Origin of the sequence: Flavobacterium cupriresistens, from assembly GCF_020911925.1 — a bacterium.
Classification (GTDB): domain Bacteria; phylum Bacteroidota; class Bacteroidia; order Flavobacteriales; family Flavobacteriaceae; genus Flavobacterium; species Flavobacterium cupriresistens.
Map to the genome: position 1 here is coordinate 526,669 of NZ_CP087134.1, position 24,331 is coordinate 550,999.

At 35.1% G+C, this 24,331-nt stretch carries 19 protein-coding genes; 11 read left to right on the forward strand and 8 right to left on the reverse strand.

Features of this window, described 5'->3' with window-relative positions:
- Positions 1-19: 19 nt before the first annotated feature.
- The 9 genes from LNP23_RS02565 to LNP23_RS02605 all read left to right on the forward strand — a co-directional run bounded on the left by LNP23_RS02565 (position 20) and on the right by LNP23_RS02605 (position 8,366).
- Positions 20-709, forward strand: coding sequence for a DUF6058 family natural product biosynthesis protein (locus LNP23_RS02565; RefSeq protein WP_230003558.1), 690 nt, complete (start codon positions 20-22; stop codon positions 707-709).
- A 55-nt stretch (positions 710-764) separates the two neighbouring features.
- On the forward strand, positions 765-1,595 hold the full coding sequence (locus tag LNP23_RS02570; protein ID WP_230003560.1) for an alpha/beta fold hydrolase: 831 nt from the start codon (positions 765-767) through the stop codon (positions 1,593-1,595).
- A gap of 44 nt (positions 1,596-1,639) precedes the next feature.
- Positions 1,640-2,110, forward strand: coding sequence for a nuclear transport factor 2 family protein (locus tag LNP23_RS02575; RefSeq protein ID WP_230003562.1), 471 nt, complete (start codon positions 1,640-1,642; stop codon positions 2,108-2,110).
- Positions 2,111-2,661: 551 nt separating this feature from the next.
- Positions 2,662-3,468, forward strand: coding sequence for a helix-turn-helix domain-containing protein (locus tag LNP23_RS02580; RefSeq protein ID WP_230003563.1), 807 nt, complete (start codon positions 2,662-2,664; stop codon positions 3,466-3,468).
- Between the two features lie 72 nt (positions 3,469-3,540).
- Positions 3,541-5,055: a serine hydrolase domain-containing protein gene (locus LNP23_RS02585; protein WP_230003565.1), complete on the forward strand. Its 1,515-nt coding sequence runs from the start codon at positions 3,541-3,543 to the stop codon at positions 5,053-5,055.
- 22 nt (positions 5,056-5,077) lie between these two features.
- Positions 5,078-5,593: a nuclear transport factor 2 family protein gene (locus tag LNP23_RS02590; protein ID WP_230003567.1), complete on the forward strand. Its 516-nt coding sequence runs from the start codon at positions 5,078-5,080 to the stop codon at positions 5,591-5,593.
- 99 nt (positions 5,594-5,692) lie between these two features.
- The gene (locus tag LNP23_RS02595; protein WP_319624897.1) at positions 5,693-7,159 is read left to right on the forward strand and encodes a serine hydrolase; all 1,467 of its coding nucleotides are present in this window, start codon (positions 5,693-5,695) and stop codon (positions 7,157-7,159) included.
- A gap of 116 nt (positions 7,160-7,275) precedes the next feature.
- Positions 7,276-7,692 (forward strand): DUF6157 family protein, encoded by a 417-nt coding sequence (locus tag LNP23_RS02600; protein ID WP_230003570.1) that lies wholly within the window; start codon positions 7,276-7,278, stop codon positions 7,690-7,692.
- A 221-nt stretch (positions 7,693-7,913) separates the two neighbouring features.
- A complete protein-coding gene (locus LNP23_RS02605) occupies positions 7,914-8,366 on the forward strand; it encodes a hypothetical protein (RefSeq protein ID WP_047778962.1) in 453 nt (150 codons plus the stop codon).
- 127 nt (positions 8,367-8,493) lie between these two features.
- Here LNP23_RS02605 and LNP23_RS02610 read toward each other — a convergent pair whose 3' ends face one another.
- Entirely contained in the window at positions 8,494-10,878 is a 2,385-nt protein-coding gene (locus LNP23_RS02610; RefSeq protein ID WP_230003572.1) for a penicillin acylase family protein, read from the reverse strand.
- Positions 10,879-10,996: 118 nt separating this feature from the next.
- Here LNP23_RS02610 and LNP23_RS02615 point away from each other — a divergent pair, with 118 nt between their 5' ends.
- Together LNP23_RS02615 and LNP23_RS02620 are read left to right on the forward strand one after the other, a co-directional pair.
- Positions 10,997-12,553, forward strand: coding sequence for a hypothetical protein (locus LNP23_RS02615; RefSeq protein ID WP_230003574.1), 1,557 nt, complete (start codon positions 10,997-10,999; stop codon positions 12,551-12,553).
- A 220-nt stretch (positions 12,554-12,773) separates the two neighbouring features.
- Entirely contained in the window at positions 12,774-14,579 is a 1,806-nt protein-coding gene (locus LNP23_RS02620) for a hypothetical protein (protein ID WP_230003576.1), read from the forward strand.
- Positions 14,580-14,628: 49 nt separating this feature from the next.
- On the opposite strand, the gene LNP23_RS02625 is transcribed toward LNP23_RS02620, so the two are convergent.
- The 7 genes from LNP23_RS02625 to LNP23_RS02655 all read right to left on the reverse strand — a co-directional run bounded on the left by LNP23_RS02625 (position 14,629) and on the right by LNP23_RS02655 (position 24,331).
- Complete coding sequence (locus tag LNP23_RS02625; protein WP_230003578.1) at positions 14,629-15,063, reverse strand: glycine zipper family protein; 435 nt, start codon at positions 15,061-15,063, stop codon at positions 14,629-14,631.
- Between the two features lie 98 nt (positions 15,064-15,161).
- Complete coding sequence (kynU, locus tag LNP23_RS02630) at positions 15,162-16,442, reverse strand: kynureninase (RefSeq protein WP_230003579.1); 1,281 nt, start codon at positions 16,440-16,442, stop codon at positions 15,162-15,164.
- A gap of 219 nt (positions 16,443-16,661) precedes the next feature.
- Positions 16,662-17,711, reverse strand: coding sequence for a tRNA preQ1(34) S-adenosylmethionine ribosyltransferase-isomerase QueA (queA, locus tag LNP23_RS02635; RefSeq protein WP_047778968.1), 1,050 nt, complete (start codon positions 17,709-17,711; stop codon positions 16,662-16,664).
- A 993-nt stretch (positions 17,712-18,704) separates the two neighbouring features.
- On the reverse strand, positions 18,705-19,928 hold the full coding sequence (aroA, locus tag LNP23_RS02640) for a 3-phosphoshikimate 1-carboxyvinyltransferase (protein WP_230003581.1): 1,224 nt from the start codon (positions 19,926-19,928) through the stop codon (positions 18,705-18,707).
- Between the two features lie 80 nt (positions 19,929-20,008).
- Complete coding sequence (locus tag LNP23_RS02645; RefSeq protein ID WP_012022600.1) at positions 20,009-20,335, reverse strand: nucleotide pyrophosphohydrolase; 327 nt, start codon at positions 20,333-20,335, stop codon at positions 20,009-20,011.
- Between the two features lie 2 nt (positions 20,336-20,337).
- Entirely contained in the window at positions 20,338-22,329 is a 1,992-nt protein-coding gene (locus tag LNP23_RS02650) for a DUF3857 domain-containing protein (RefSeq protein WP_230003583.1), read from the reverse strand.
- A gap of 1 nt (position 22,330) precedes the next feature.
- Positions 22,331-24,331 (reverse strand): DUF3858 domain-containing protein, encoded by a 2,001-nt coding sequence (locus tag LNP23_RS02655; protein ID WP_047778972.1) that lies wholly within the window; start codon positions 24,329-24,331, stop codon positions 22,331-22,333.

Consider the following 24,331-nt stretch of genomic DNA (forward strand, 5'->3'; position numbering starts at 1 on the left):
TAAACAATACCTTACCAAAATGGAATCAAACCTAAAATACATCGAAGACAACTACATCGAACTCGAAAATCTGGCGACACTTACCCATTTTGAAACAGCTGAAATTGAAAAGTTTATCGTTGAAAAATTAATTCCATCCTATTCTTATTTGATACATTCTGAGATAAAAATATCTTCTTCCTTAAATGACTCACACTCGATTTCAACAGCAAAAAAATACTTTAGCAAAAACGTGGTAAGTCTTTTAAACGATTTAAAAAGAACCCAAAACAACAGTGAGGACGTAAAGCAGAAATTTAGAGAAAACTTTATCCAGCGTTTGCTAAATCACAGCACCAAAGAATTTGCGTATCAAAATCTATTCGATGAAAACAATCGTGTAGATGAAGAAAGATTAGACATGGCTTTTGAAGAGGAATGGAAGCATTACAACAATGGCATCTATGGCATATGTACCTTGAATGCTTCAGAAAATGACATTATCGACAAAGAGATTATTGTAAAGAAACTAATCAAATTCAATCAGGAAAAGGAAAATCGAAAACTAACGGACTCTGAAAAAGAAGAATTAAAAAGCCTCAACGCCGAATTTAACAAATCAACTAATCTTTTCGCACCTTACCAAAGAGCAACCAGTAGCAGAGGGAAATACCTGGACAAAATTCTGAAGGAAAATGATCTAAGTGACTTAGTGAAAAAGTACTCGTAATACATTTGACACTCCTAATATTGCCAATCCTTCAATCAATCAAAAAACCAAAATCATGAAAAAATCGGTCTTATTTCTTATCTGTTTCCTTACTATAGGAACATTAATTGCTCAAAATAACCTTACTACTCCCTATGGCGACAATAAAGAAGCCGGGAACTATAAAGACATTAACGGCATCAAAATGTATTATGAGGTTTACGGAAGTGGAAAGCCTTTGGTGTTACTTCACGGAAATGGCGGGTCGATTAAAGGTCATGGGCACCGAATCGAATATTTTAAAAAATACTTTCAGGTTATAGCTATCGACAGCAGAGGGCACGGAAAATCAGTTGATCCGTCCAACCAACAGCTAAAATATGTACAAATGGCCAACGATGTCAGCACATTGTTAGATTCTTTAAAAATTGACAGTGCATATGTTTGGGGCCAAAGCGATGGTGGTATTCTAGGGCTATTGCTTGCGATAAACCATCCTAAGAAAGTTAGCAAAGTCGCTACTTTTGGAGCCAATTTATTTCCGGGCAAAAAAGCGGTTTATGATGAAATTGATGAAGTAGTAAAGGAGACCTTAAAAACGACAAAAGATTCGCATGTCAGAAATCTTTATAATCTACTGGAATACCAGCCTAATATCTCTGAAAAAGATTTACATAAAATAAAATGCCCTGTACTAGTTATGTCTGGCGACAGAGATGCTATCAGACTGGAACATTCGATTAAAATTTTCGATAACATCGAGAACTCCAACTTTTTTGTGATGCCCGGAGCAACGCATTTTGGTTCTTATGAGAAACCGGATCTTTTTAACCTGGTATTGTTGAGTTTCTTTAATGATCCATTTAAGAAAACGTCCACTGTTGAATTGTTTACTGTTAAAAAATAATGTTTCAGCACCATCCTATAAACCTAATTTGATCTGACCAAGGCATGAAAAAACCAATCCTCTTTCTTTTTATCTTCCTAATTAGCGGAATGATAAAAGCGCAAACAAATGAACAAGTTCTGAAAATGGCTAATCTGAAAACAGAAATCATCAAAATGGACAGTCTGCTTTTCACGGTTGCTTTTAATGAATGTAAAACGGATCTTTTCAAAAAAATTATAGCCGACGATATTGAGTTTTTCGACGATCGTTCGGGATTAAACAATTCGAAAGAGCACGAAATAAAAACTTTTAATGAAAAATGTGCCCGATCTGAAAAGGTTACCCGAAAATTAAACTCCACTACTATTGATAAATTAGGGGATTATGGTGCGGTACAATTGGGAGATCACACTTTTCTAGTGGATGGTGTTCCGGTTGGAACTGCAAAATTTATTCATATCTGGGAACGAAAAAACAACGAATGGATTTTAAAACGTATTGTTAGTTATGAGCATAGGCCTATTAAAAAATAATACTATATCTTGTTGTCAGGGTTGTCTTCCTGAAAAATTCGCTAAGAAGCTTAGTTACAATGTTTTTTTGCACGCAGATTTTGCAGATTGGGCGGATTTGTTTGCCTGTAACGAGCTATTAAAATCTTTCTGTCTTTCTTAACTCCAAAAGTAACTCCTGTAAATCAGCAAAATCTGTGTGAAAATTTCCGTGAGCATAAATCTCAAATAACATCTCTACTGCTTTGCAAAAATCTTGCGAAGGCAATAAGTCGTAATGTTTTTTCTTTCTTTTTGCACGCAGATTTTACAGATTAAGCGGATTTGTTTGCCTGTAACGAGCTTTTAAAATCTTTCTGTCTTTCTTAACTGCAAAAATAACTCCTGTAAATCAGTAAAATCTGCGTGAAAATTTTCGTGAACATAAATCACAAATAACAACTCTACTCCTTTGCTCCCGTGTACCTCTGCAACTTTGCACCTCATCTTGCTTCAAACCTAAAAAAACACTATTTTCGTTTGTCACTAAAAACGAGTCAATTCTAACGGTTTTCAACAACATAATAAAGCAAATGAACCTCTATTCAGAATTTTATGTAAGTGAAAAAAGTGAACGTTTTGTCAATAAGATTTGGTGTCTTGACAATAGTATTGGCGAAACTTTAATCGAGAATAAACTCATTCTGCCTAATGGCTGTTTTAACTTAGCGATTGTAAGCGGAAGGTCTATAGAAGTTCACACCAGCAAAAAAAAGTATCTCATGACAGAGGGACTCTATTTTTGTTCACAAATGACCAATAAAGTTTTAGTGAATATCCAACCTGAAACTAAAGTAACCATTACGCAATTGCACCCCTGGACACTTTCGATGTTTCCTAAATATGATTTAAGCAATTTTACAGATGCTATCCTTAAAATAGATCCAACAGAACTTCCTTTCGATGACGAAATTGATTATCGTTTAAACAGTTCTATTTCAGATTTACTGAATGTTATCAATACTTATTTCGAAGAATTAGATGCTTTACATCCGTCTAAAAATACAATTGAAAAAATCTGCGAAATCATCAGACTTCATGAGGAAGAAATTTCAATTTCTGAAATTGGAAAAATTATAAACTTATCACAGCGCTCCTTACAAATTAAGTTTCAGGCGGCAACCGGACTTACCATCAAAAAATACATTCAGCTACTAAAATTTAGAAAATCGGTTGATCAAATGGTCCATATGAGTCAGGAAAAACTAAGCCTGACCGATGTTGCACTTTATAATAAATATTTTGACCAGTCGCATTTTATAAAAAAATTTAAAGATGTGACGAAAACAACTCCAAAAATGTTCAATCCGGATTTTTACTTTCTATCCAAGAAAAGATAGTATTTCGCATTTGTACAATTTCTTGATCAGTAATTTCTTTACTATTGTAAAATCAATCACACCAATCAAAAAATGAATTTCAATAAATCAAATCTATTCCAGTTAAAGCTAATTTTAACTGGTCTTTTTTTCTTCCAGATCCAATCCGGATTTTCACAGGAAGAAAAAAACTCTGAACTATACAAAACCATTATGTCAAAAGACAGCCTACTGTTTAATGTTGGTTTTAACACTTGTGACGTCTCTCAATTTGAAAATTTATATGCTGATGATTTTGAGTTTTATCATGACACTGACAGTATCTCAAACAAAGCCCAATTTTTAATCAACTTAAAAAAAGGAATATGTGACAAGTCAAGACCTTATAGATATCGCAGAGAATTGGTTACCGGAAGTACTGAGGTTTATCCTTTATACAAAAACGGAATCGTATATGGTGCCATACAAATGGGAAGACATCGCTTTTATGAAATCTCACCGGGAAAACCGGAACAAGCAGGAAGTTATGCCAAATTTACGCATCTCTGGCTTTTAAAAAACAAAGACTGGAAATTAGCCAGATCGTTAAGTTACGATCATCAAATGCCTGACTCAACAGCTGATCAATCGACTCTTTTTGATGAAGAGGAAGCAACCGAAAAATGGCTTAAAGAAAATAATATCCCCGCTTTAGGAATTGGAGTTATCGCTGACGGAAAATTGAAACAAATAAAAGTTTTCGGCAGCCTCAAAAAAGAAGTCAGCGCACCGTACAATACGATATGGAATGTCGCTTCCCTAACAAAACCAATCACTGCAATTGTAGCGTTGAAATTAGTCAGTCAAGGAAAATGGAATCTGGACGAACCGGTCTACAAATACTGGACAGATCCGGATGTTGCCAATGATCCCAACAACAAATTAATTACAACAAGACTTATTATAAGCCACCAGACCGGTTTTCCGAATTGGAGGTATATGAACAAATCCGGCAAATTAGACATTCAATTTAAACCGGGTACTAAACATCAATATTCGGGAGAAGGGTTTGAATATTTGAGAAAAGCATTGGAAAAAAAATTCCACAAGCCATTGAACCAATTAGCGGCAGAATTAATTTTTGAGCCGCTGCAAATGACCGACACTCAATTTTTCTGGAATGCTAAAACCGATGAATCCAGATTTGCCATTGGTTACGACACTAAAGGGAATGCCTATGAAACAAACAAAAATAAAACCGCAAACGCTGCCGATGATCTGCTAACCACCATCAAAGATTATGGAACCTTTTTATGTAGTGTAATGAACGGCGACGGTTTGAGTAAAAAAGTTTTTGATGACATGATTACCCCTCAGGTTAATAAAGAGAAAAAAAACAAATACTTCGGATTGGGTTTCGAAATATATGATCTTGAAAATGACACCTATGCTTTATCACACGGGGGCGCAGATCAAGGCGTACAAACCCTTGTTTTTCTCTTACCAAAGACCAAACAAGGACTGCTTATTTTTACCAATGTAGATGATGGTTACAAAGTTTATAAGAAACTACTTTTGCACTATTTAGGCGAAAATGGTAAAAAAATAATTGCTATTGAAACGAAATAACTGAATTTAAAAAACAGTAATCATGATGCCGATGATAAACCTACTCGTTCTCTTTATGCTGTTTTTAAGCAGAGAAACATTAGACCAGACAAAAAGTGAAGATTTAGAAGCAGAACTTTTAAAAACTGACATCATCCGAATGGACAGCCTACTCTTTGATATTGCATTCAATCAATGTGATGCTGCTCTTTTCAAAAAAATAATAAGCGATGATATCGAATTTTATGATGATCGATACGGGTTAAACGTTCCTTATGGCGGTAAAATAAAAGCTTTAATTGGAAATTATACAAGACCCGAAAAAGTAATCCGAAAATTAAACTCCTGTACTATAACTAAATTAGGAGATTTTGGTGCTTTACAATTGGGCGAACATACCTTTTTTGCCAATGACATTCCGCAAACAACAGGAAAATTTATTCATATATGGGAACGAAAAGAGAACGACTGGAAATTGAAACGAATCGTTAGTTATGAACATAAATCTTTCGAAAATAATACTCCATTAAATTTTAATACTTCCTCGTTTATAAAATAAAAAAAAACGGATTAATAGTGAAACTAAATGTAAAACCAGTCGTCTAACAAATTAGTCTGCAGGGATGCAATTATTTATTAACTTTAGACACTAATCATCATGAAAAAACAATTGAACCGTTCTTTATTTAAATCATTTGTAATTTGCTTTATTGCACTTTTCACCTTCAACCTCTCTTTTGCTCAAGACAAGGCTAAAAAAATAGATCAGCTAATGAGCTTATACAACCAATATGGTCAATTTAATGGGTCTATATTGGTTGCAGAACACGGAAAAGTCATCTTCAAAAAAGGATACGGACAGGCTAATATGGAATGGAATATTCCAAATCAGACTGACACCAAATTCAGATTGGGTTCGATCAGCAAACAATTTACCGCTTTCTTAATTGTAAAACTGGCAGAAGAGGGCAAAATAAAACTGGATGTCCCAATCACCACTTATCTATCGGATTACCCAAAAGCAACGGGCGACAAAATAACAATTCATCATTTACTTACGCATACATCGGGAATTCCAAATTATACCTCGGTTCCTAAATTTCTGGAAGAAAAAAGCAAGGAACCTTATACTCCGCAAGAGTTTATAAAAACCTTTGAAAATCTACCACTTGAATTTACACCAGGCGAAAAATTCAGATACAGCAATTCGGGTTATTTTCTATTGGGTTATCTTATTGAAAAAATCACTCAAAAAACCTATGAGCAATATTTACAGGAAACCATTCTGACTCCTTTGAAAATGGCAAATACCGGTTACGACCACAACGAAATTATTCTAAAAAAGCGAGCTGCAGGTTACGAAAAACAAGGCAAAAAACTCATTAATTCGTCTTATATTGATATGAGTATTCCGTATGCAGCAGGTTCTTTGTATTCTACTGTAGAGGATTTATACCTTTGGGATCAGGCATTGTACACCAATAAATTACTATCAGCTGCTTCTATGGATTCCTTATTCAAACCTTATATCAGCTTCGGTGATGAGTCTTATGGATACGGATGGTTTATCGATGAACTTTTAAACAGTGATAAAAGCAAATTAAAAATAGTAGAACACGGCGGAGGAATCAACGGATTTAACACTCTAATATCCCGTGTTCCGGCAGATAAAAATCTGGTTGTTTTATTGAACAATACGGGAGGTACTGTTTTGGGTGAAATGAATACTGCGATCAGAGCTATTTTATACAATCAACCTTATAATCAAGCGAAAAAATCAATGGCACTTGAATTGTCGGAGGTTTTTAATACAAAAGGGCTAACCGCCGGAATTGACAGCTATAAAAAACTAAAAGCAGACTCGACCTACCGCATCAAAGAGGGAGAGATAAATAACGCGGGGTATCAATTATTGCAAAGCGGAAAAACAAAAGAAGCGATAGAAATGTTCAAAATCAATGTGGAAACTTTCCCTAAAGTTGGAAATGTTTATGACAGTTTAGGAGAGGCTTATTTGAAAGACGGCAACACCAAGTTGGCGATCGAAAATTACACAAAATCGGTAACACTTGATCCGTCAAATGAAAGCGGAAAAAAGGTTTTGGAGGAAATTTCTAAAAAATAACAAAACAATAATCGTTAGTTAGTAAACTCCGATCGCATAGATTTAACCGCTATACGATCGGAGTTTTTAATTGAAAATCATTATTTTAGCTTACTCTTTATTAATAACTAGACCAGATGAAAGTTCATACCACAAACTACGAAAACACTTTTATTGAAGTAGCGGAAGATTGTCCCGCTACCGGTGGTGAAATTCCGAGACAAAAAGGCGAAGCCAAAACTATTGCCACTATCGAGTTTGACCTGATTAATGCTAATCCTTATAAATATTCCTCAGACGATGTTTTGTTTCAGGTTTTCGCCGATAAAAATGATTTAACCCAATCAGAATATGAGGAAGCCCGTGAGAAATTCTTTTCGAAAGGACAAGCCTGTCTGCGTGCCTCTCCTTTGACCAAACGTTATGGCTGGGGCATACACAATAACGAAAAAGGAAAAGTGGCCCTTTACGGAATGGAGACCGAAGCATACCAAAAACTGTCTAAAGACCAAAATCTAAAAATCGTAAAAGCCATGCGAGCCTCCCGAAAATAAAGTCAAAAGTCCCATATCCGATTACAGGTAATCGTTCTCTTACGAACTCCGATACGACAATTTTTAAAGCTGCCGTATCGGAGTTTTTCGTTTGAAAGTGTTCTTTTCATTGGACATTTAAAACAAAAAATACTATTTTAGCGTGCCCAAAAAAAAATCTTATAATCCCAAATCACCCTATTTACAACTGTAAAAGTTGTATCTAATTTTAAAAATAACCTATGAAAAATTTAAAAAAGCATTCCCTTTCGGTTTTAGTATTTTTATTGTTTGTTCCAGCGATTTGTAAGTCACAAACCTCTTCTAATGCCATACCAATGCCGTCACAGCAAAACACAATCATAATCAACCGAATTATTGAGGCTACCAATTACAAAACTTATTTTGTTGATTATTGTTTGAATAAAATAAATGAAACGGCTTCTAAAGAAAAATGGAACGATCAAAAAACCATAGAAATAACAGAAACCATCAATTTTAAAAACTTCAGAGATGCTGTTTATAATATGTTTGCCTTTTATAATGAAGTAGAGCTTGAAACCTTACTAAAGACCTACGAAAAAGACAACGGTTACCAAACCACAAACGCAATGACAACAAACAAGGTACTGCTTAATAATCTTGATATTTACACGCGGGATATTGTTAAAGGAAAATATTTAGTGTCTAAATAAAAAAATTGGGGATAAAAGTTTTCGAACTTTTATCCCCAATTTTTTTTAGGTTTGGAGGTGCAAAGGGTCAAAGAAAAAGTCTTGAGGTGAAAATTTTCACTTCTCACATTTTACATTTCACTTCTCACTATCTCGGCTTTAAAACCAACTTAGTCGAAGTCTTTACAATTTCCTCTTTATTCAATTTCATTTTTCTAAACTTTCCTGCATTGTACATTTCAGCCTGATCGTCGTAATGTTTGCTGAACGGGTTTCCTGATTGCCCTGTTGGTAAAATACTCCAACTGTTTTCTATATCAGAGAAATCGACCACTCTTCTTGTAGACGGACCACCTTTTACATGGTATTGACCTTCCGTATTTAATCCGAAGAATAAATTATTAATTACCTCATTGGTTCCCGGTGAAGCATAAGGGCCAACATTAAATAATTTTCGCAATGCTGCCACTTTTCCTAACGGGTGTTCGTGTTCAACAGTATGAACTTTCGACCACTTCCAATCTGAAACTTGATTTCCCAATTGCTTTTGAAGGGAGCCTATAGCGTCATGAAACGATTTTGAAACAATCTCATTTCTGGTTTCTTTTACCTTTTGAGTTTTGATATTGTCCCACCATACCGAGTTCTCATTGACAATCTGTCTGGCAATAATCTGTTTTCCGATATGTGTCCCTAAGAATAAATCAAAATTCTCCTTGCCCATTTCGTCTTCAAACGTATTTTTCAAATAGAGATAAACCCATTTGCTGTAAATCGTTGGTGCAACGTCTTCGAGATTATTGGTTCCTTTCCATGATTTTAAAACCGTAATGGCTTGCTGTTCTTCTGTTGAAAGCTTACTGTTGTCTAAACTCGAAATTAAATTCTGAACTGTCCCTGCTGCAACCGGAGAGGTATTATCGTAAATCATTTTACTGATCGCTTCTTTATCCCAATCTGATTTGGCATCCATTAACTGCGAAATTCTTTTAGCACGATCTTCCGGCAGATAATATCCCGGATACAAATAACCGTCAACCGCTTCGGGCTGATTGTTTGCTGAATACACATACCCCCACTTTGGATTTTCGGAAGACGGATTTTTCTCAAAATCCAACTGTTCTGTAATATCATCTTTTCCGCTGGCACCGTCTAAAATAAAAAAGGAGTTCACACCTTTATTGTGTTTGTACAATTTTCCTGTTGCCCACCATGCCACATTTCCTTTGGCATCCCCATACATTACATTTAATCCCGGTGCTGCAATTAACTTAACTGCTTTTCTAAAATCATCTTTGCTTTTAGCGTGCGAAATTCCGTAAACAGCATCCAAAATCTGGATTGGCTCTCGCGTATACGTCCACGACATGGCAATCGGATTTTTTTTATCCAAATGATCTAATATATCATTCATAATTGGTCCGTGTCGACTGGATTTAATAGTCATAACAACGTCTGATGTATCTTTAACTTTGATCGTCTTTTTTCTGGTTTCGTAAGCACTAAAACCTGTTGGAGTTTGGTATTGATTGGCATCATCAGCTTTGTTTTTCTCCTGATAGAAATCAATATCATCATTTTCAAACATGGTTAACCCGTAGGCATAATTTCGGTTGTGTGCCAATAACGGAAAAGGTGTTCCGGCCAGATAACATCCGTACAACTCAAAGTCAGGAGCAATCAAATGCGCTTCGTACCAAGTTGCAGGCTGAGAAAATCCGATATGTGGATCATTAGCAAAAATCACTTTACCGCTTTTCGTTTTCCGTGGACCGGCAACCCAACTGTTACTTCCAATAAACGGTGGAATTGGCGATTTGTCCAGCAAGGCAGCAACCGATTTTGCAACCGCCGTATATTCTTCAAAATTTTCTTTTGAACTTTTAAGCTGTGTGGTATTAAACTCTCCTTCGATCCCTAAATCTTTTACATATTCAACACCATATTTATTGCGAATATTAGTCAATAACGGATCCGTTTTCTGCGCCATCGCAAAACTAAAAGACATATATCCGAAAATATTATAAACATCTTTTATCGTAAACTTTTCCTTTTTTACACCTACCAGCGTAAACTCAATCGGAGTTACTCCTTCTTCGAGATACTGATTAATTCCATCTAAATAGGCCATCGTCAATTGATAACTCGGACTGTTTTTGTCTAATTTAGAAATGGCTTTGGCCGACGCCTCTTCGATTCCGATTCCGGAGAAAAATTTATCGTTTTTAAGCGCTACCGAACCAAAAATCTCAGACAATTTTCCCGGTGCAATACGACGCAACAACTCCATTTGCCACAATCTTTCCTGCGCATGCACATAACCCAAGGCCGTCATCGCATCCTTTTCTGAACTCGCATAAATATGAGGAACACCAAAATCATCAAAATAAACGGTTGTTTCTTTTTCCAGATTATTAAGTTGTAACTCTCCTTCATACTTGGGTTTCAGGTGAAATATATAACCACACAACCCAATTCCCAGAGCAACAATTACGACCAATAAAACCAACAGGATTTTTTTAATTTTTCTCATATGCAAAAAAGTATAAACAGACAGACAATTTAGTAATCATGTAATTTAAAAACGGAATCATATAAAAACCATTCTTTATAAAAGTTTAAATTTATGTATTAAAGTTAACACAATAATAATGTCTATCTATAAAAAAATAACAATCGGTATCATTTTAGTCTTTGTTTTTGTGCTTTTAGCCAATAGCGGTCTTAATTATTGGATAAAAAAACAACTGCCTGTCATTATTCACGAGAAAAACAAAACCGCCTATCATATCAATTATGAGAAAATCGATGTGGCATTACTGTCCAGGAATATCCATGCGTACACCTTAGTCGTTCATCCAAAAAACCAACCTAAGGACAGTAAAAATGGACTTTTCACAAAAATTGAATCTATTACAATTAAACATTTTAACATCTGGGATTTGGTCTTTCGTAATGTTATTCAGGCCGAAAGTATAATCATCAACAAACCCCGTATTATTTTATACAAAAAAGGCACAAAGCTTTTAAACAACAGCAAAAGTATCGAGACAGAAATCATTGCTCCTTTCCGAAAAATAATTGCCGTTTCTAACGTTTACCTTAATGATGGCGCTGTAGATGTTGTTTCCTTACAAACAAGCAAACCGATCTTTACGATCAAAAAAATTCTTTTAAAACTCGAAGGTATTTTGATTACCGACGCTACATTACAAGAAAAAATTCCGTTGCACTACAAAAAATACACCTTGGTTTGTGACAGTTTATATTACAAACCCAGCTCCTTTTATCGTATTACAGTCGGCAAGATTAGTACCGAAAATAACTTTTTAAAAATCAATAAATTCTCGGTTTTACCGGAATATTCGAGAAAAGTCTTTGTGCAAAAACTGGAAAAAGAAAAAGACATTTATACACTAAAGCTTGACTCCGCACATCTGAACAACCTGAAGTGGGGTTTCAAAAACAACCGTTTCTTTTTTAATGCTTCGTCTTTGGTTGTAAACCATCTGGATGCGAATATTTACCGCAGTAAAATACCAAAAGACGATTTAAGCAAGAAGCCTTTGTATAATGCTTTACTGCGAAAAATTAAATTCCCAATGAAAATTGATTCTTTACAAATCCGAAAATCAAAATTGGTTTATGAAGAAGAGATCGATTTCTCTAAAGGTCCGGGCATTTTAACTTTTGATCATTTCAATCTTCAAACCACTGCTATCCAAAGTGGTTTTGGGTTAAAAAAAGCGGATGATACCAAAATTACGGTGGATTGTCAATTCATGAAGAACTCGGCTTTACATGTTAATTGGAGTTTTAATGTTTTGGACCCGAAAGACAGCTTTCACATTCAGGGAAGGATCTCCAATTTTGATGTGGCGGCTTTGGCTAGATTTACCAAGCCGTATATAAACACTTCTTTTACAGGAACTTTTAAAACGTATCAATTTAATTTTTACGGAAACGATGGCAATGCAACCGGAAATGCCTCTTTAGTTTATGATGATTTAAAAGTAACCCTTTTTCAAAAGAAAAATCCTGAAAAGAAAGCCAAACTCAAAACGGCTATAGCCAATATAATTCTGAAAAATGATTCTGATGAGAAGGCCAAAAAAGCTGCTGTGGCATTAGATCGCATTCCCGAGAAATCGTTTTACAATTTTTTATGGCGTGCTATTGCTGAATCTTTGAAAAAAATTCTGGTTTAGAGGTATCGACCTTGGCTTTATTAGTAAAGACCTGTATTCGATTATTAAGTTACTGCTTTTTATACATTACGTTTTTCCTACAAGGTCTTTTTCGACCTCGCAGGTGTAAGGTAAAACATTTTAAAATTTTAAATATTAATCGAGTTCAGGTTAAAGATGATATTTATCAGCTTTTTAGCGAATCTTTTTTCCAACATTTGCTTTCTTAACGTAAAAGTAAATGACACAGAAAAATCTACACACTTTTCATATTCCGGTAATGGGGCTTGCTTATACTATAGACAGTCCGATTCGGGTTGCGCAATATGGTATTTCATCTGTAATCTCTATTGCCGATGATGAGTTAATCGAAAAAATGAGGCTTTTTTACAGCACCAAATTCAATCAGCCTTATCAGGAAATAAGTCAAAAAATTCAGGATCACCGTGCGGAACGCATCACTTCTTATCTCAATTTAGTCGATAAAATTGTAAAGCAAAAATTTCAAAATTTCAAAACAGAATTGGCGGAAAGCAAAACAGTGCTTGAGAATTTCATGGCCATGTTACCGAATACCTCCATCATCAAAAAAGGTTTTCAGAATTTACTTGAGGATGGAATTTCTTTCAAGGAAAACATTCAAAATTACATTGAATCGCATCTTTCGGCGGGTGCTATTGATGTCAATATTATGACGAAACTCGATAAAGACAATTTTGTCAGGAATACCCAACTTCCGATTGAATTTAATGATGCTCATGCCGCTTTAAGAGGTTTTGCGAACAGCAATCTCGATTCCTCTATCGTATTGTCGGCCGGAATGAATCCGAGACTTTTTAGTTATTTTGAAAATTTCCCTGATTTTTATCCCGATCCAAACAATGCGCTCAAAAAGAAAATCATTCTAAAAGTAAGTGATTTTCGTTCGGCTATGATTCAGGGCAATTTTTTAGCCAAAAAAGGGCTTTGGGTTTCTGAATACCGCATCGAGTCGGGTTTGAACTGTGGCGGGCACGCTTTCGCCACGGATGGACTGCTCTTAGGGCCAATTTTAGACGAATTCAGGCAGAAAAAAGAACAATTAGTACAATCGTCCCACGAATTAATGATTAAGGCATTACAGCAAAAAAACAAAACTTTTCCTGAACAGGCTTTAGCGACAAAAATTACCGTTCAGGGCGGGGTTGGAACTGCCGAAGAACATGACTTTTTATTAGAAACCTATCAAATCGATTCGATTGGATGGGGTACTCCTTTTTTACTGGTTCCCGAAGCTACTTCTGTCGATCAGGAAACCAGGAGCTTATTGATCAATGCCAAAGAAGAGGATTTATATTTAAGTCACATTTCACCTTTAGGAGTTCCTTTCAATTCATTGAAAAATTCGACAAATGAACTACTAAAACAAAAACGTATTCAGGAAAACAAAGCAGGGAGTTCTTGTCCCAAGCGATTTCTGGCTTTAAGCAAGGAATATGATCCAACAGGAATTTGTACGGCTTCAAAAAAATACCAAGACATAAAACTGGCGGCACTGGAAAATTCAAAAAGCGCGATTTCAGCTGCTGTTTATGAAAAAGAGAAAGCAAAAATCACCGAGAAATCTTGCTTATGTGTTGGTTTGGCCAACGCCAGTTATCTGGAAAATGAAATTAAAATAAAAGGGCAGGCTCAGGGTGTTGTAATCTGCCCCGGTCCCAATATGGCCTACTTTGATCAGGAAGTTTCATTAAAAGAAATGCTGCAACATATCTATGGAAATAAATCTGTTTTAAGAATTTCAAACCGTCCCAATTTATTGGTAAAAGAACTAAAAATGTATTTGGATTACCTTAGAAATGAAATTGAAAATACAACAGAGGAAGTTACTTCCAATCAATTAAAAAAATGGAATACTTTTAAATCCAATCTATTTAAGGGCATTGAATATTATCAAAATTTATTGGAATCAACCTTATACTTTAAAGCTGATTTCAACCAAATTAAGGAGCAATTTAATTCTTATAAAGTAGAGCTAACGGAAATTAAAGTTCCTGAACATTGCTAAAAACGGAAAGCCCCGGGTTCAACTGAACTCGGGGCTTTTATATTTAAATTTACTCTTTTTTATTCTTTTTGGAATCTATAATCGCTCCTGTTCCGGCACTAATTCCGGCTCCGGCCAATCCTCCGATCACAGCTCCCTGTCCTTTTTTCTTACTCACTGCTGCTCCGGTAATAGCGCCTACTCCGGCACCAATTACAGCGCCTTTTGCCGCAGAACTCCAGCCTTTCTTTTTGGCAGTTGGTGGTGGCGTTGCTCTTTCGTCACGCTGCTCATTCATCACGACTACTTTCTGAGCTTCTGCTTTTTCTTTTTCACTTTCCAATCTGGCCATTTCAACCTTCATTGAATCGATAATCCTTTGCTTGCTAATCTCTACTTTCATCGAATCAATACTGGCTTGCTTTGCCTTATTGAGATCCATCTTATCCTGATTTTGACAGGAAATGATCATTAAGGTTACAATTAGTACACATACTGTTTTCATGTTGTTGGATTTTACATTTATACCCTACAAAATAAAGCAGAATAGCAAACCCATATGTTATAGGATTCAGTCGAAAAATTACAGAATTACACGATTGCTTATTGTTTGGCTAAAATCCCTTTTTTAAGAATTTGCCCAAAATCATACATATCTTCATAAGAACAATACAATGGCACTGGGGCTAAACGAATTACATTAGGTTCACGCCAATCTGTTATAACGCCATTTTTCATCAAATAGTCAAATAAACTTCTGCCTTCACCATGTAAAAATACAGACAATTGTGATGCTCTTTCTTCCGGATTTGAAGGTGTAATAATTTCGAAAGTACTCTCTACTTCTTTATCGATCTCTTGCAAAACAAATTCTAAGTAAGCCGTAATATGATCTCTTTTAGCAATCAGCGCCTCCATACCTACTTCAGCAAACATTTCTACGGAAGCCAAATAGGGAGCTAATGAAAGTATTGGCAAATTACTAATTTGCCATCCTCCTGCTCCATTAACAGGGTCAAAAGTCGGTTCCATTTTAAAACGACGTTCTTTATTATGTCCCCACCAGCCTGCAAAACGAGGTAAGTCAGGATTAGTATGGTGTTTTTCATGCACAAAACAACCCGAAGCATTTCCCGGTCCTGAGTTCATATATTTATAACTGCACCAGGCTGCGAAATCTACGTTCCAGTCGTGCAGTTCCAGTTTGATGTTTCCGGCAGCGTGTGCCAGATCCCAACCTACTTTAGCTCCTGCCTTATGTCCTGCTGCAGTAATGGTTTTGATGTCAAAAACCTGTCCGGTGTAATAATTTACTCCACCTATTAAAACCAAAGCCAGTTCATCACCCACTTCTTCTATTTTTGCCAAAACATCTTCCAGACGAATATTGTGTTCTCCTTCACGACGTTTGATTTCTACAATCGCGTCCTCAGGTTTATATCCATGAAAATGCACCTGACTTTGAAACATGTACTGATCGGAAGGAAAGGCTTTTTCTTCGCAGATAATTTTATAACGCGTTGCGGTTGGCTGATAGAAAGAAACCATCAATAAATGCAGATTCACCGTTAAAGTATTCATCACCGTCACTTCTGAAGGTAAAGCTCCAACAATTTTACTCAGCGGTTCTGCAAATCTTTCCTGATAGTCCCACCAAGGTTTCTGCGCATAAAAATGACCTTCAACAGCAAGTTCTGCCCAATCATTCATTACTTCATCGATATAGGCTTTAGTGCGTTTTGGCTGTAATCCCAAAGAGTTTCCGGTAAAATAGATCACCCGTCTATCGTTTACTTTTGGAAAAATGAATTGCTCCTGATACTTGTTTAAAGCATCTTGTGAGTCAAGTTGTTTCGCGAATTCGCGTGTATTTAGAAAAGTCATTGTTTTTGTTTTGTTTGTAAAAATAGGAAAATGTTTTTGTTTGTCTCAGGTTTCAGGTTTCAAGTTTCAAGTTTCAAGTTTCAAGTTTCAGGTTTCAGGTTTCAAGTTTCAGGTTTACGAACTTGAAACTTGAAACCTGAAACAAAAGAAACAAAACCTTCCCAAAAACAAAAAACCCATCATTAACGATGGGTTTTCTTATTTTAATCTTATTTCTAATTAGATGATCAGCATGGCATCTCCGTAAGAATAGAATTTGTATTCTTCTTTGATTGCTTCTTCGTAGGCTCTTTTCATTAAATCATGACCACAGAAAGCTGAAATCATCATTAATAAAGTAGATTTCGGGGTGTGGAAATTTGTAATCATACAGTTCGCAATACTAAAATCGTGAGGAGGAAAAATAAATTTATTCGTCCATCCTTCGTAAGGATTTAAGGTATTTTGAGAAGATACAGAACTTTCGATCGCACGCATTGAAGTTGTTCCAACGGCACAGATACGTTTTCTGTTTGCTTTTGCAGCATTTACAATATCACAAGCTTCCTGATTGATAATCAATTCTTCCGAGTCCATTTTGTGTTTAGACAAATCTTCTACCTCAACCGGGTTGAAAGTTCCTAAACCAACGTGTAATGTTACTTCAGCAAAGTTTATTCCTTTGATTTCTAATTTTTTCAAAAGGTGTTTCGAGAAGTGCAAACCTGCAGTTGGTGCCGCTACAGCTCCCTCTTCTTTTGCATAAATAGTTTGGTATCTTTCAGCATCTTCTGCTGTTACCTCTCTGTTGATGTATTTTGGGATTGGAGTTTCTCCAAGTTCTGTTAATTTATTTCTGAATTCTTCATAAGAACCATCATATAAAAAACGTAATGTTCTACCACGAGAAGTAGTATTGTCGATTACCTCAGCAACTAACGAATCGTCATCACCAAAATAAAGTTTGTTACCAATTCTGATTTTACGGGCCGGATCAACCAAAACGTCCCAAAGACGTTGCTCAGAATTTAATTCTCTCAATAAGAAAACTTCAATTCTTGCTCCTGTTTTTTCTTTGTTTCCGTACAAACGTGCCGGGAAAACTTTAGTATTGTTAAGAATCAAAACGTCTCCATCATCAAAATAATTGATAACATCTTTGAACATTTTGTGCTCTATAGTTTGTTTTTGACGGTCAATTACCATTAAACGAGACTCGTCTCTGTTTTCTGCTGGAAATTCGGCTAAAAGTTCTTTCGGTAAATTAAACTGAAAATGTGATAATTTCATATTTGAATTGTTGATTTTAGAATGTAGAATTTAGATTTTTTATCTAAAATTATAAATCGAGTGCAAATATACGATTGTGAGATAGGCGTTGTCAAGTGTTTTGCTGTTTATTTTCAAAAGTCCTTGATTTACTGCCACTTTGACCTTGCTAAAAAGGTGTTTTTTAAACCATATAAGTGATATCAGTTCATTTTAACTAAACCTTATGATTGGAGTGCTCACTTATCTATCGCAGATATCTCAAAATGTGTGTTTTTTTAAACCATATAAGTGATGTAAGTTCATTTAAACTAAACTTTATGATTGGGGCGCTCACTTATATATCGCAGACATCTCAAAATGTGTGTGTTTTTAAACCATATAAGTGATGTAAGTTCATTTAAACTAAACTTTATGATTGGGGCGCTCACTTATATATTGCAGACATCTCAAAATGTGCTTTTTTTAAACCATATAAGTCATGTAAGTTCATTTAAACTAAACTTTATGATTGGTGAGCTCACTTATATATTTCAGACATCTCAAAATGCGTGTGTTTTTTTTAACCATATAAGTGATGTAAGTCCATTTAAACTAAACTTTATAATTGGGGCGCACGCTTATATATCGTGGAGATGCAAAAATACGTGTTTTTTTTAACCATATAAGTGATGTAAGTCCATTTAAACTAAACTTTATGATTGGGGCGCTCATTTATATATCGTGGAGATGCAAAAATGCGTGTTTTTTTTTAACCATATAAGTGAGGTAAGTTCATTTAAACTAAACTTTATGATTGGGGCGCTCGCTTACCTATCGGAGAGATGTAAAATGTAAAACAGTTCTCCATTCTACTTTTAAAACAAAAACAATCCAAATAAATCTGTAGATCTGCGTGATAAAAATTTACATCAAACCAAGTCAAAAAAAAACCTCCGGGTTAAAACCGAAGGTTGTTCCAATTAAGCGCATTTTTTAAATGAACTTATATTACTTATATGGTTAAATCAATAATTACAATTCAGAAACCTCGAATTTTAGTGCTTTTAAGTCATTCCAGAAATCCGGATATGATTTTGAAACTACTTCGGCATCTTCGATAATAATTGGAACTTTAAGTGCTAAAGGAGCAAATGCCATTGCCATACGGTGATCATTGTAAGTAGCAATTTTTATATTGTGATTGATATTTTCTGAAGCAACCAAAGTCAGACTGTCGTTAGTAACCGAAATAGTGGCTCCTAATTTTGTTAGCTCGATTCGCAAAGCTTCCAATCGGTCTGTTTCTTTGATTTTTAAAGTATGAAGGCCTGTTAAATGACATCCAATTCCTAAACCTAAACAAGTCACCACAATAGTTTGTGCTATGTCGGGGGTATTGTTTAATTCCAGGTTTACTGTTTCATGTTTAAAGTTGGGTTGTTTTTTCAAAGTCATTTTATTTCCTTCGAAAGTCGTTTCTACTCCCATTTTCTCGTAAATACCAACCAAAGCGGAATCTCCTTGTAAACTGTCTTTTTTATAACTGCTTAATGTAATCGATGCCTGATCTGCCAATGCCACTAAACTAAAAAAGTAAGAGGCAGAACTCCAATCAGACTCTACCACCATTTCTTTTGAAGCAACGGTCTCTTTTGGATAAACTTTGATCACATTCCCTTCAAAACTGGTCTGAATCTCTAAATCTTTTAACAAAGCGAGCGTCATGTTAATGTATGGAATCGAAGTAATTTCTCCTTCTAAAGTAAGCTCTAAACCGTTTTCTAATTTTGAAGCTACTAATAAAAGTGCCGAAATATACTGACTGCTTACATTGGCAGCCAAAGTTACTTTTGAAGCGCTAACTTTTTTTCCTTTGATTCGTATTGGCGGATATCCAACTTCTTTTTCATATGAAATTTCAACTCCTAATTGTGCCAAAGCTTCAACTAAAATTTTTATCGGACGCTCTTGCATTCTGCTTGAACCCGTCATTACCACTTCGCGTCCTTCGTTTACAGCAAAGTAGGCTGTTAAAAAACGCATTGCGGTTCCGGCATGGTGAATGTCTACAATTTCATCCTTTCCAATCAAAGCTTTTTGCATTACTTCGCTGTCATCAGAGTTTGAAGTATTGGCTAAAGTAATATTCGGAAACAGTGCTTTTAGCAACAACAAACGATTGGTTTCGCTTTTTGATCCTGTAACTGCTATTTGACCTTCTAAGTTTTTATGATTGGTGTGTAGTACTAAATTCATTTTAGGCGTGTTGTTTTATGCATTTCCGCAAATTTATTTTAAAAAAAGGACACACCAAAACTTTGCCGTGACTTATCACATTATTTTAATTTATCGTTGTTTTTGTGACGGTCTTTGTCTCTCACCGATTTCAAATCCATTTTCTTATCAAAAGCGGCTTGTAAATCTATACCGGTTTGGTTCGCCAGACATAAAACCACAAATACAACATCGGCAAGTTCTTCGCCTAAATCTTTATTTTTATCGCTTTCCTTTTCGGATTGCTCTCCATAGCGACGAGCAATGATTCGGGCCACTTCACCTACTTCTTCTGTAAGTTGTGCCATGTTAGTCAATTCATTAAAATAACGAACTCCATGTTCTTTGATCCAGGTATCTACGTCTAATTGTGCGTTTTTCAAATCCATTTTTATACTTTTTTTAGAACAATTTTTTCATTTTGACTTCCGATCATCTTCTGGAAAAAATCTTTTAATCCGCTGTATTGATCTGCTGCAAAAATACTACTGTTAATCTCTTTTGTACAACTAATTTGAATTTTGTTATCAATATTGGCAATGCTTAAAACATAAACCATTTCTTTATTTTCTAACGAAATCCTAACAGGAGCAGGCAATGACTCTACTATATAACCCGCAGGAATCTCCAAGTTTACGTTTATTTTCTCTTGTGTCGGATAACCAAAATAAACCGGCATTTGTCTGTTTTCCTGATTAAAAGGATTTTTTGACGTTGTAAAAAACAAAAGCGGATCAATAAATATCTTTCCTCCTATTCTCTCGAATTGATTTTCGGACGTAAAGGAATACGTTTCTATAATAGGATCATTTAAGGTCGTTTTTTTATTTTCAATTTTATAATCCGAAACTTTCAAATTTCCCAATTGTTCTTCCAATTTCTCAAGATAACTAGCTTCGCTTTTAGTCGCATTTTTAATTCTAAAACTATAAGCGTCGTAATCTGTTCTCTGAATCCTTATTTTTCCATCAATTGCTCCAGAAGCATCTATTTTCGCTAAAATATTCGAATATTCTTTAGACGCTACTTTCGGCATTAAATCGATTTCCAGTGAAGTGCCATCTTTCTTGATAAGTCTTCCTTTCCAGTTTAATACACTTAACGGCAAAATATTCGGAGAAGTAAATTTATGAGAAGCATCAAGCAGAATTTGTTTACCCTCAATTTCCGCAGCAGCAATAACATAGTTAAAACCTGTTCTTGTCGGATAAACCGGAACTCCATTTTCAATTGTACTTACCAAAACAGGATTTACTTCTATGCCTGCCAATTTCAGCATGTTTATCAAAATAAAATTAATTTCCGCAACATTACCCATTTGATCGGCATATGCTTTGGCTACCCCTTTATCAGTGTAACAATCATTAACTTCATTCCAATTCATTTTGTTTTGAACGAAATTAAAAATGATACTTAATCTCTCGTTTTGAGATTCAACGTTCGTCAACAATCGTTTGACATCTTCTAATAAAAAATTATTTACGTTAAGTTCTTTCCCAAAATTATCACTTTTAAAAATATTCTTTGCTACACCTTCCCAGGTAATCGTGTAATCTTTGTCAGGCATATCGGGAGAACGAATTCTTTCGAGCTCTTGCTGAATAGTGCCTCTATAATTATCGACATTATTAACATAGGGTTCTTTTACCAAAGCCGGTATGTCTTTTCCTTTATAAACAGCATTGATTTGCTGATAAGAAAGCGAACTTGTTTTATTGTATTGATCCTCGAAAGCCTGATATCCTTTAACCAATTTCGCTGCTGTTTCGATCGGAAAACCTCCTACCAATATCGGTTTATAGATGTATACTTCAGGAATCTCCATTTTGTATTCAAAATAATTCACAGGAATACTATATTGGATCTCAAAATCAGGAAATCGAACTAAATTTTCAGATTTCAAAATATACTTATACTCGATAATGGAACCTACTTTTACATTGGGTAATGTTATTGTTTTCTCGTTCCAATATTTGTTTATCTTTTTCTTAAAGGCTCCTTCGCTGTCGAGTTTTGTTTTTACGATCGCGCCTTTTTCGAGATTATACGTAACCGCATTAGAAAACTCCAAGTGATCTTCATTCAAATTTTCGTAACCAATGTAATAACGTGCGTTTTGATCTGCCCAACTAAGACCTTCCTTTTTATAGATTTTAATTTTAAATTCATAGACATGATTGGCTACAAATCCATTTTTTAAATTATAAGTAAAGAATGTTCTTCCTTTTTTAAACAAAATTGCTGCTGCTGCAGTCGTATCTTTTGGATTTACTTTTTCCTCGAGTTCCGAAATTGTCACTTTCCCTAACTCCTGATTTTGAGCATTTACTCCAAGCGAACTCCAAACCACAAAAAACAAAACACCGATAACCCTTAATAACATTTTATATTCTTTTTAAAACTACTTTTTCAGTTTCTTTAGCAATCATTGCTTTGTAATATTCTTTTAGCATCTCATACTTTTCAGGCGTAACAACTGCCTCATTTATTTGATGCAGGATAGACAATTGAAGTACACCACTGTTCTCAGCGATGTTAAACTTAAAAGTCCCCAAATTATCCTCCATTGCTATCGCCGCAGGAGCCGGTAACGTCTCTACTGCAAATCCTTCAGGTAACTTAATCGTGATATTGAATTTATCTGCAAAAGGGAATCCAAAATCAACCGGGTATTCACGTGTTTCCTGTTTAAAAGAATTTTCTGTATTGGTGTAAAACAACATTGGATTAATGTAGATTTTACCTCCAATTACTTCGGCCAGATTGTCTCCTTTAAAAGAATAGGTTTCTATAGCCGGAAGCAAAATTTCTTTTTCGTTTGTTCTGCTGTAGTCGTTGATTTCTATTTTGTTATTTTCGTTCTCCAACTTTTCAAGATAGACATCCTCTTTTACTCCATCTATCTCATTTCTATAAGACATGGCATTATAATCGGTACATTGTCTTCTTACTTTTCCTGTAACTTTACCTTCGGCATCAATCTCATAATTCATAAAAACATTATCGCCTGATGGTTTTTTAGGTACTAAATCAATCGATTCAGAAGTTCCGTCTTTACGGATTAATCTACCTTGCCAGTTCAGCACTCTAAAAGGCAGAATGTTAGGTGATGCATATTTACTTGTTGCATCTAGTAAAATAGTCCCGTTTGGAGTTTCAACTGCAGCAATCACATAATTAAATGCGGTTCTGTTAGGAAATAAAGAAATTCCGTTCGAACGCGTACTTACCAAAACCGGATTGGCATTTAAACCCGAATGACGCAACATAGCAGTTAACATTAAATTGATATCTGCAATATTACCCGTTTTTTCTTTGTACGCTTTTTTGACACCACTGTCGCAGCTATACCCCAGGTAATCGTTCCATTTTACGGAAGATTTCACATAATTTAAAATCGCCATTATTCGATCTTCACTTGTAACTTTACCGTCTAATACTACTTTTAAATCATCCTCAAAGTACCCTGTCTTATTTAACTCCGGGCCAAAATCATCATAATTATAGATCGTTTTAACTACTGAGTTCCAATCTGTAGAATAGGCCTTCATTGGTTCATTTGGAAATTGAACCATTGACAACTCAAATTGAACACTTGAAGTATAATTATCGATATTATTTACATAAGCTTCCTCTCTCATAGCCGGAAGATTTTCTGCTATATAATTTGTTTTGGTTTCGAAATAATTATGCTGACTATTAGAATATCCGGAACCCCCTGATCCCCCTTTATTTAAAAAAGTGATGCTTTTCGTATTTTTATCAGTTGTCACTTTAGGAAACACATATCCTTTTTGTCTTACATTAAAAACATAGTACTCGGGAACATAGCTCGTAAACTCCGAATAATTCACCGGAATACCCATTTGAAAATCCCAATCCCTAATTTCCCTGAAAGGACTTCTGATCGTATATTTAAATTCGATTACAGATCCTTCTTTAACATTAGGCATTGTTATTTTTTTTCTGCTTCTGTACTTATTAATAATTTCATCAAAAGAACCATCGCTTTTAAGCTTTGTTTTCTCTATTTTACCTGCCACTAAATTAAACGTAGCAGCCTCTGAAAACAGCACTTTTTCTCTACTGTTACTTGCAGAGTAATACCAAACTTCCTTGTTTGCCAGATCATAACCCTCTTTTTTATAAATTTTAATTCTGGTTTCAACCTCAGTCAAAGTAACAAAACCATCTGTTTGATCATACTCTATGCTTGTTTTCCCTTTTTTATACAAAACAGCTGCAGAAGCTGCAGTATCTTTAGGGTGTACTTTTTGTTCTAATTCAGCAATGGAAACTTTCCCTAATTTAAACTCCTGAGCCGTCAGCTTAAGAAGAGAAAAAAAGAAAGCGAATACAATAATGGGTAGTTGATTAATTTTCAT

Excerpts from the sequence above, each read along its gene's own strand:
- LNP23_RS02585 (WP_230003565.1), top strand. The coding sequence starts at position 3,541 with ATGAATTTCAATAAATCAAATCTATTCCAGTTAAAGCTAATTTTAACT.
- LNP23_RS02600 (WP_230003570.1), top strand. The coding sequence starts at position 7,276 with ATGAAAGTTCATACCACAAACTACGAAAACACTTTTATTGAAGTAGCG.
- kynU (WP_230003579.1), bottom strand. The coding sequence starts at position 16,442 with ATGACTTTTCTAAATACACGCGAATTCGCGAAACAACTTGACTCACAA.
- LNP23_RS02620 (WP_230003576.1), top strand. The coding sequence starts at position 12,774 with ATGACACAGAAAAATCTACACACTTTTCATATTCCGGTAATGGGGCTT.
- LNP23_RS02615 (WP_230003574.1), top strand. The coding sequence starts at position 10,997 with ATGTCTATCTATAAAAAAATAACAATCGGTATCATTTTAGTCTTTGTT.
- LNP23_RS02610 (WP_230003572.1), bottom strand. The coding sequence starts at position 10,878 with ATGAGAAAAATTAAAAAAATCCTGTTGGTTTTATTGGTCGTAATTGTT.
- LNP23_RS02595 (WP_319624897.1), top strand. The coding sequence starts at position 5,693 with ATGAAAAAACAATTGAACCGTTCTTTATTTAAATCATTTGTAATTTGC.
- queA (WP_047778968.1), bottom strand. The coding sequence starts at position 17,711 with ATGAAATTATCACATTTTCAGTTTAATTTACCGAAAGAACTTTTAGCC.
- aroA (WP_230003581.1), bottom strand. The coding sequence starts at position 19,928 with ATGAATTTAGTACTACACACCAATCATAAAAACTTAGAAGGTCAAATA.
- LNP23_RS02655 (WP_047778972.1), bottom strand. The coding sequence starts at position 24,331 with ATGAAAATTAATCAACTACCCATTATTGTATTCGCTTTCTTTTTTTCT.
- LNP23_RS02570 (WP_230003560.1), top strand. The coding sequence starts at position 765 with ATGAAAAAATCGGTCTTATTTCTTATCTGTTTCCTTACTATAGGAACA.
- LNP23_RS02625 (WP_230003578.1), bottom strand. The coding sequence starts at position 15,063 with ATGAAAACAGTATGTGTACTAATTGTAACCTTAATGATCATTTCCTGT.
- LNP23_RS02650 (WP_230003583.1), bottom strand. The coding sequence starts at position 22,329 with ATGTTATTAAGGGTTATCGGTGTTTTGTTTTTTGTGGTTTGGAGTTCG.
- LNP23_RS02645 (WP_012022600.1), bottom strand. The coding sequence starts at position 20,335 with ATGGATTTGAAAAACGCACAATTAGACGTAGATACCTGGATCAAAGAA.
- LNP23_RS02575 (WP_230003562.1), top strand. The coding sequence starts at position 1,640 with ATGAAAAAACCAATCCTCTTTCTTTTTATCTTCCTAATTAGCGGAATG.
- LNP23_RS02580 (WP_230003563.1), top strand. The coding sequence starts at position 2,662 with ATGAACCTCTATTCAGAATTTTATGTAAGTGAAAAAAGTGAACGTTTT.
- LNP23_RS02590 (WP_230003567.1), top strand. The coding sequence starts at position 5,078 with ATGATGCCGATGATAAACCTACTCGTTCTCTTTATGCTGTTTTTAAGC.
- LNP23_RS02565 (WP_230003558.1), top strand. The coding sequence starts at position 20 with ATGGAATCAAACCTAAAATACATCGAAGACAACTACATCGAACTCGAA.
- LNP23_RS02605 (WP_047778962.1), top strand. The coding sequence starts at position 7,914 with ATGAAAAATTTAAAAAAGCATTCCCTTTCGGTTTTAGTATTTTTATTG.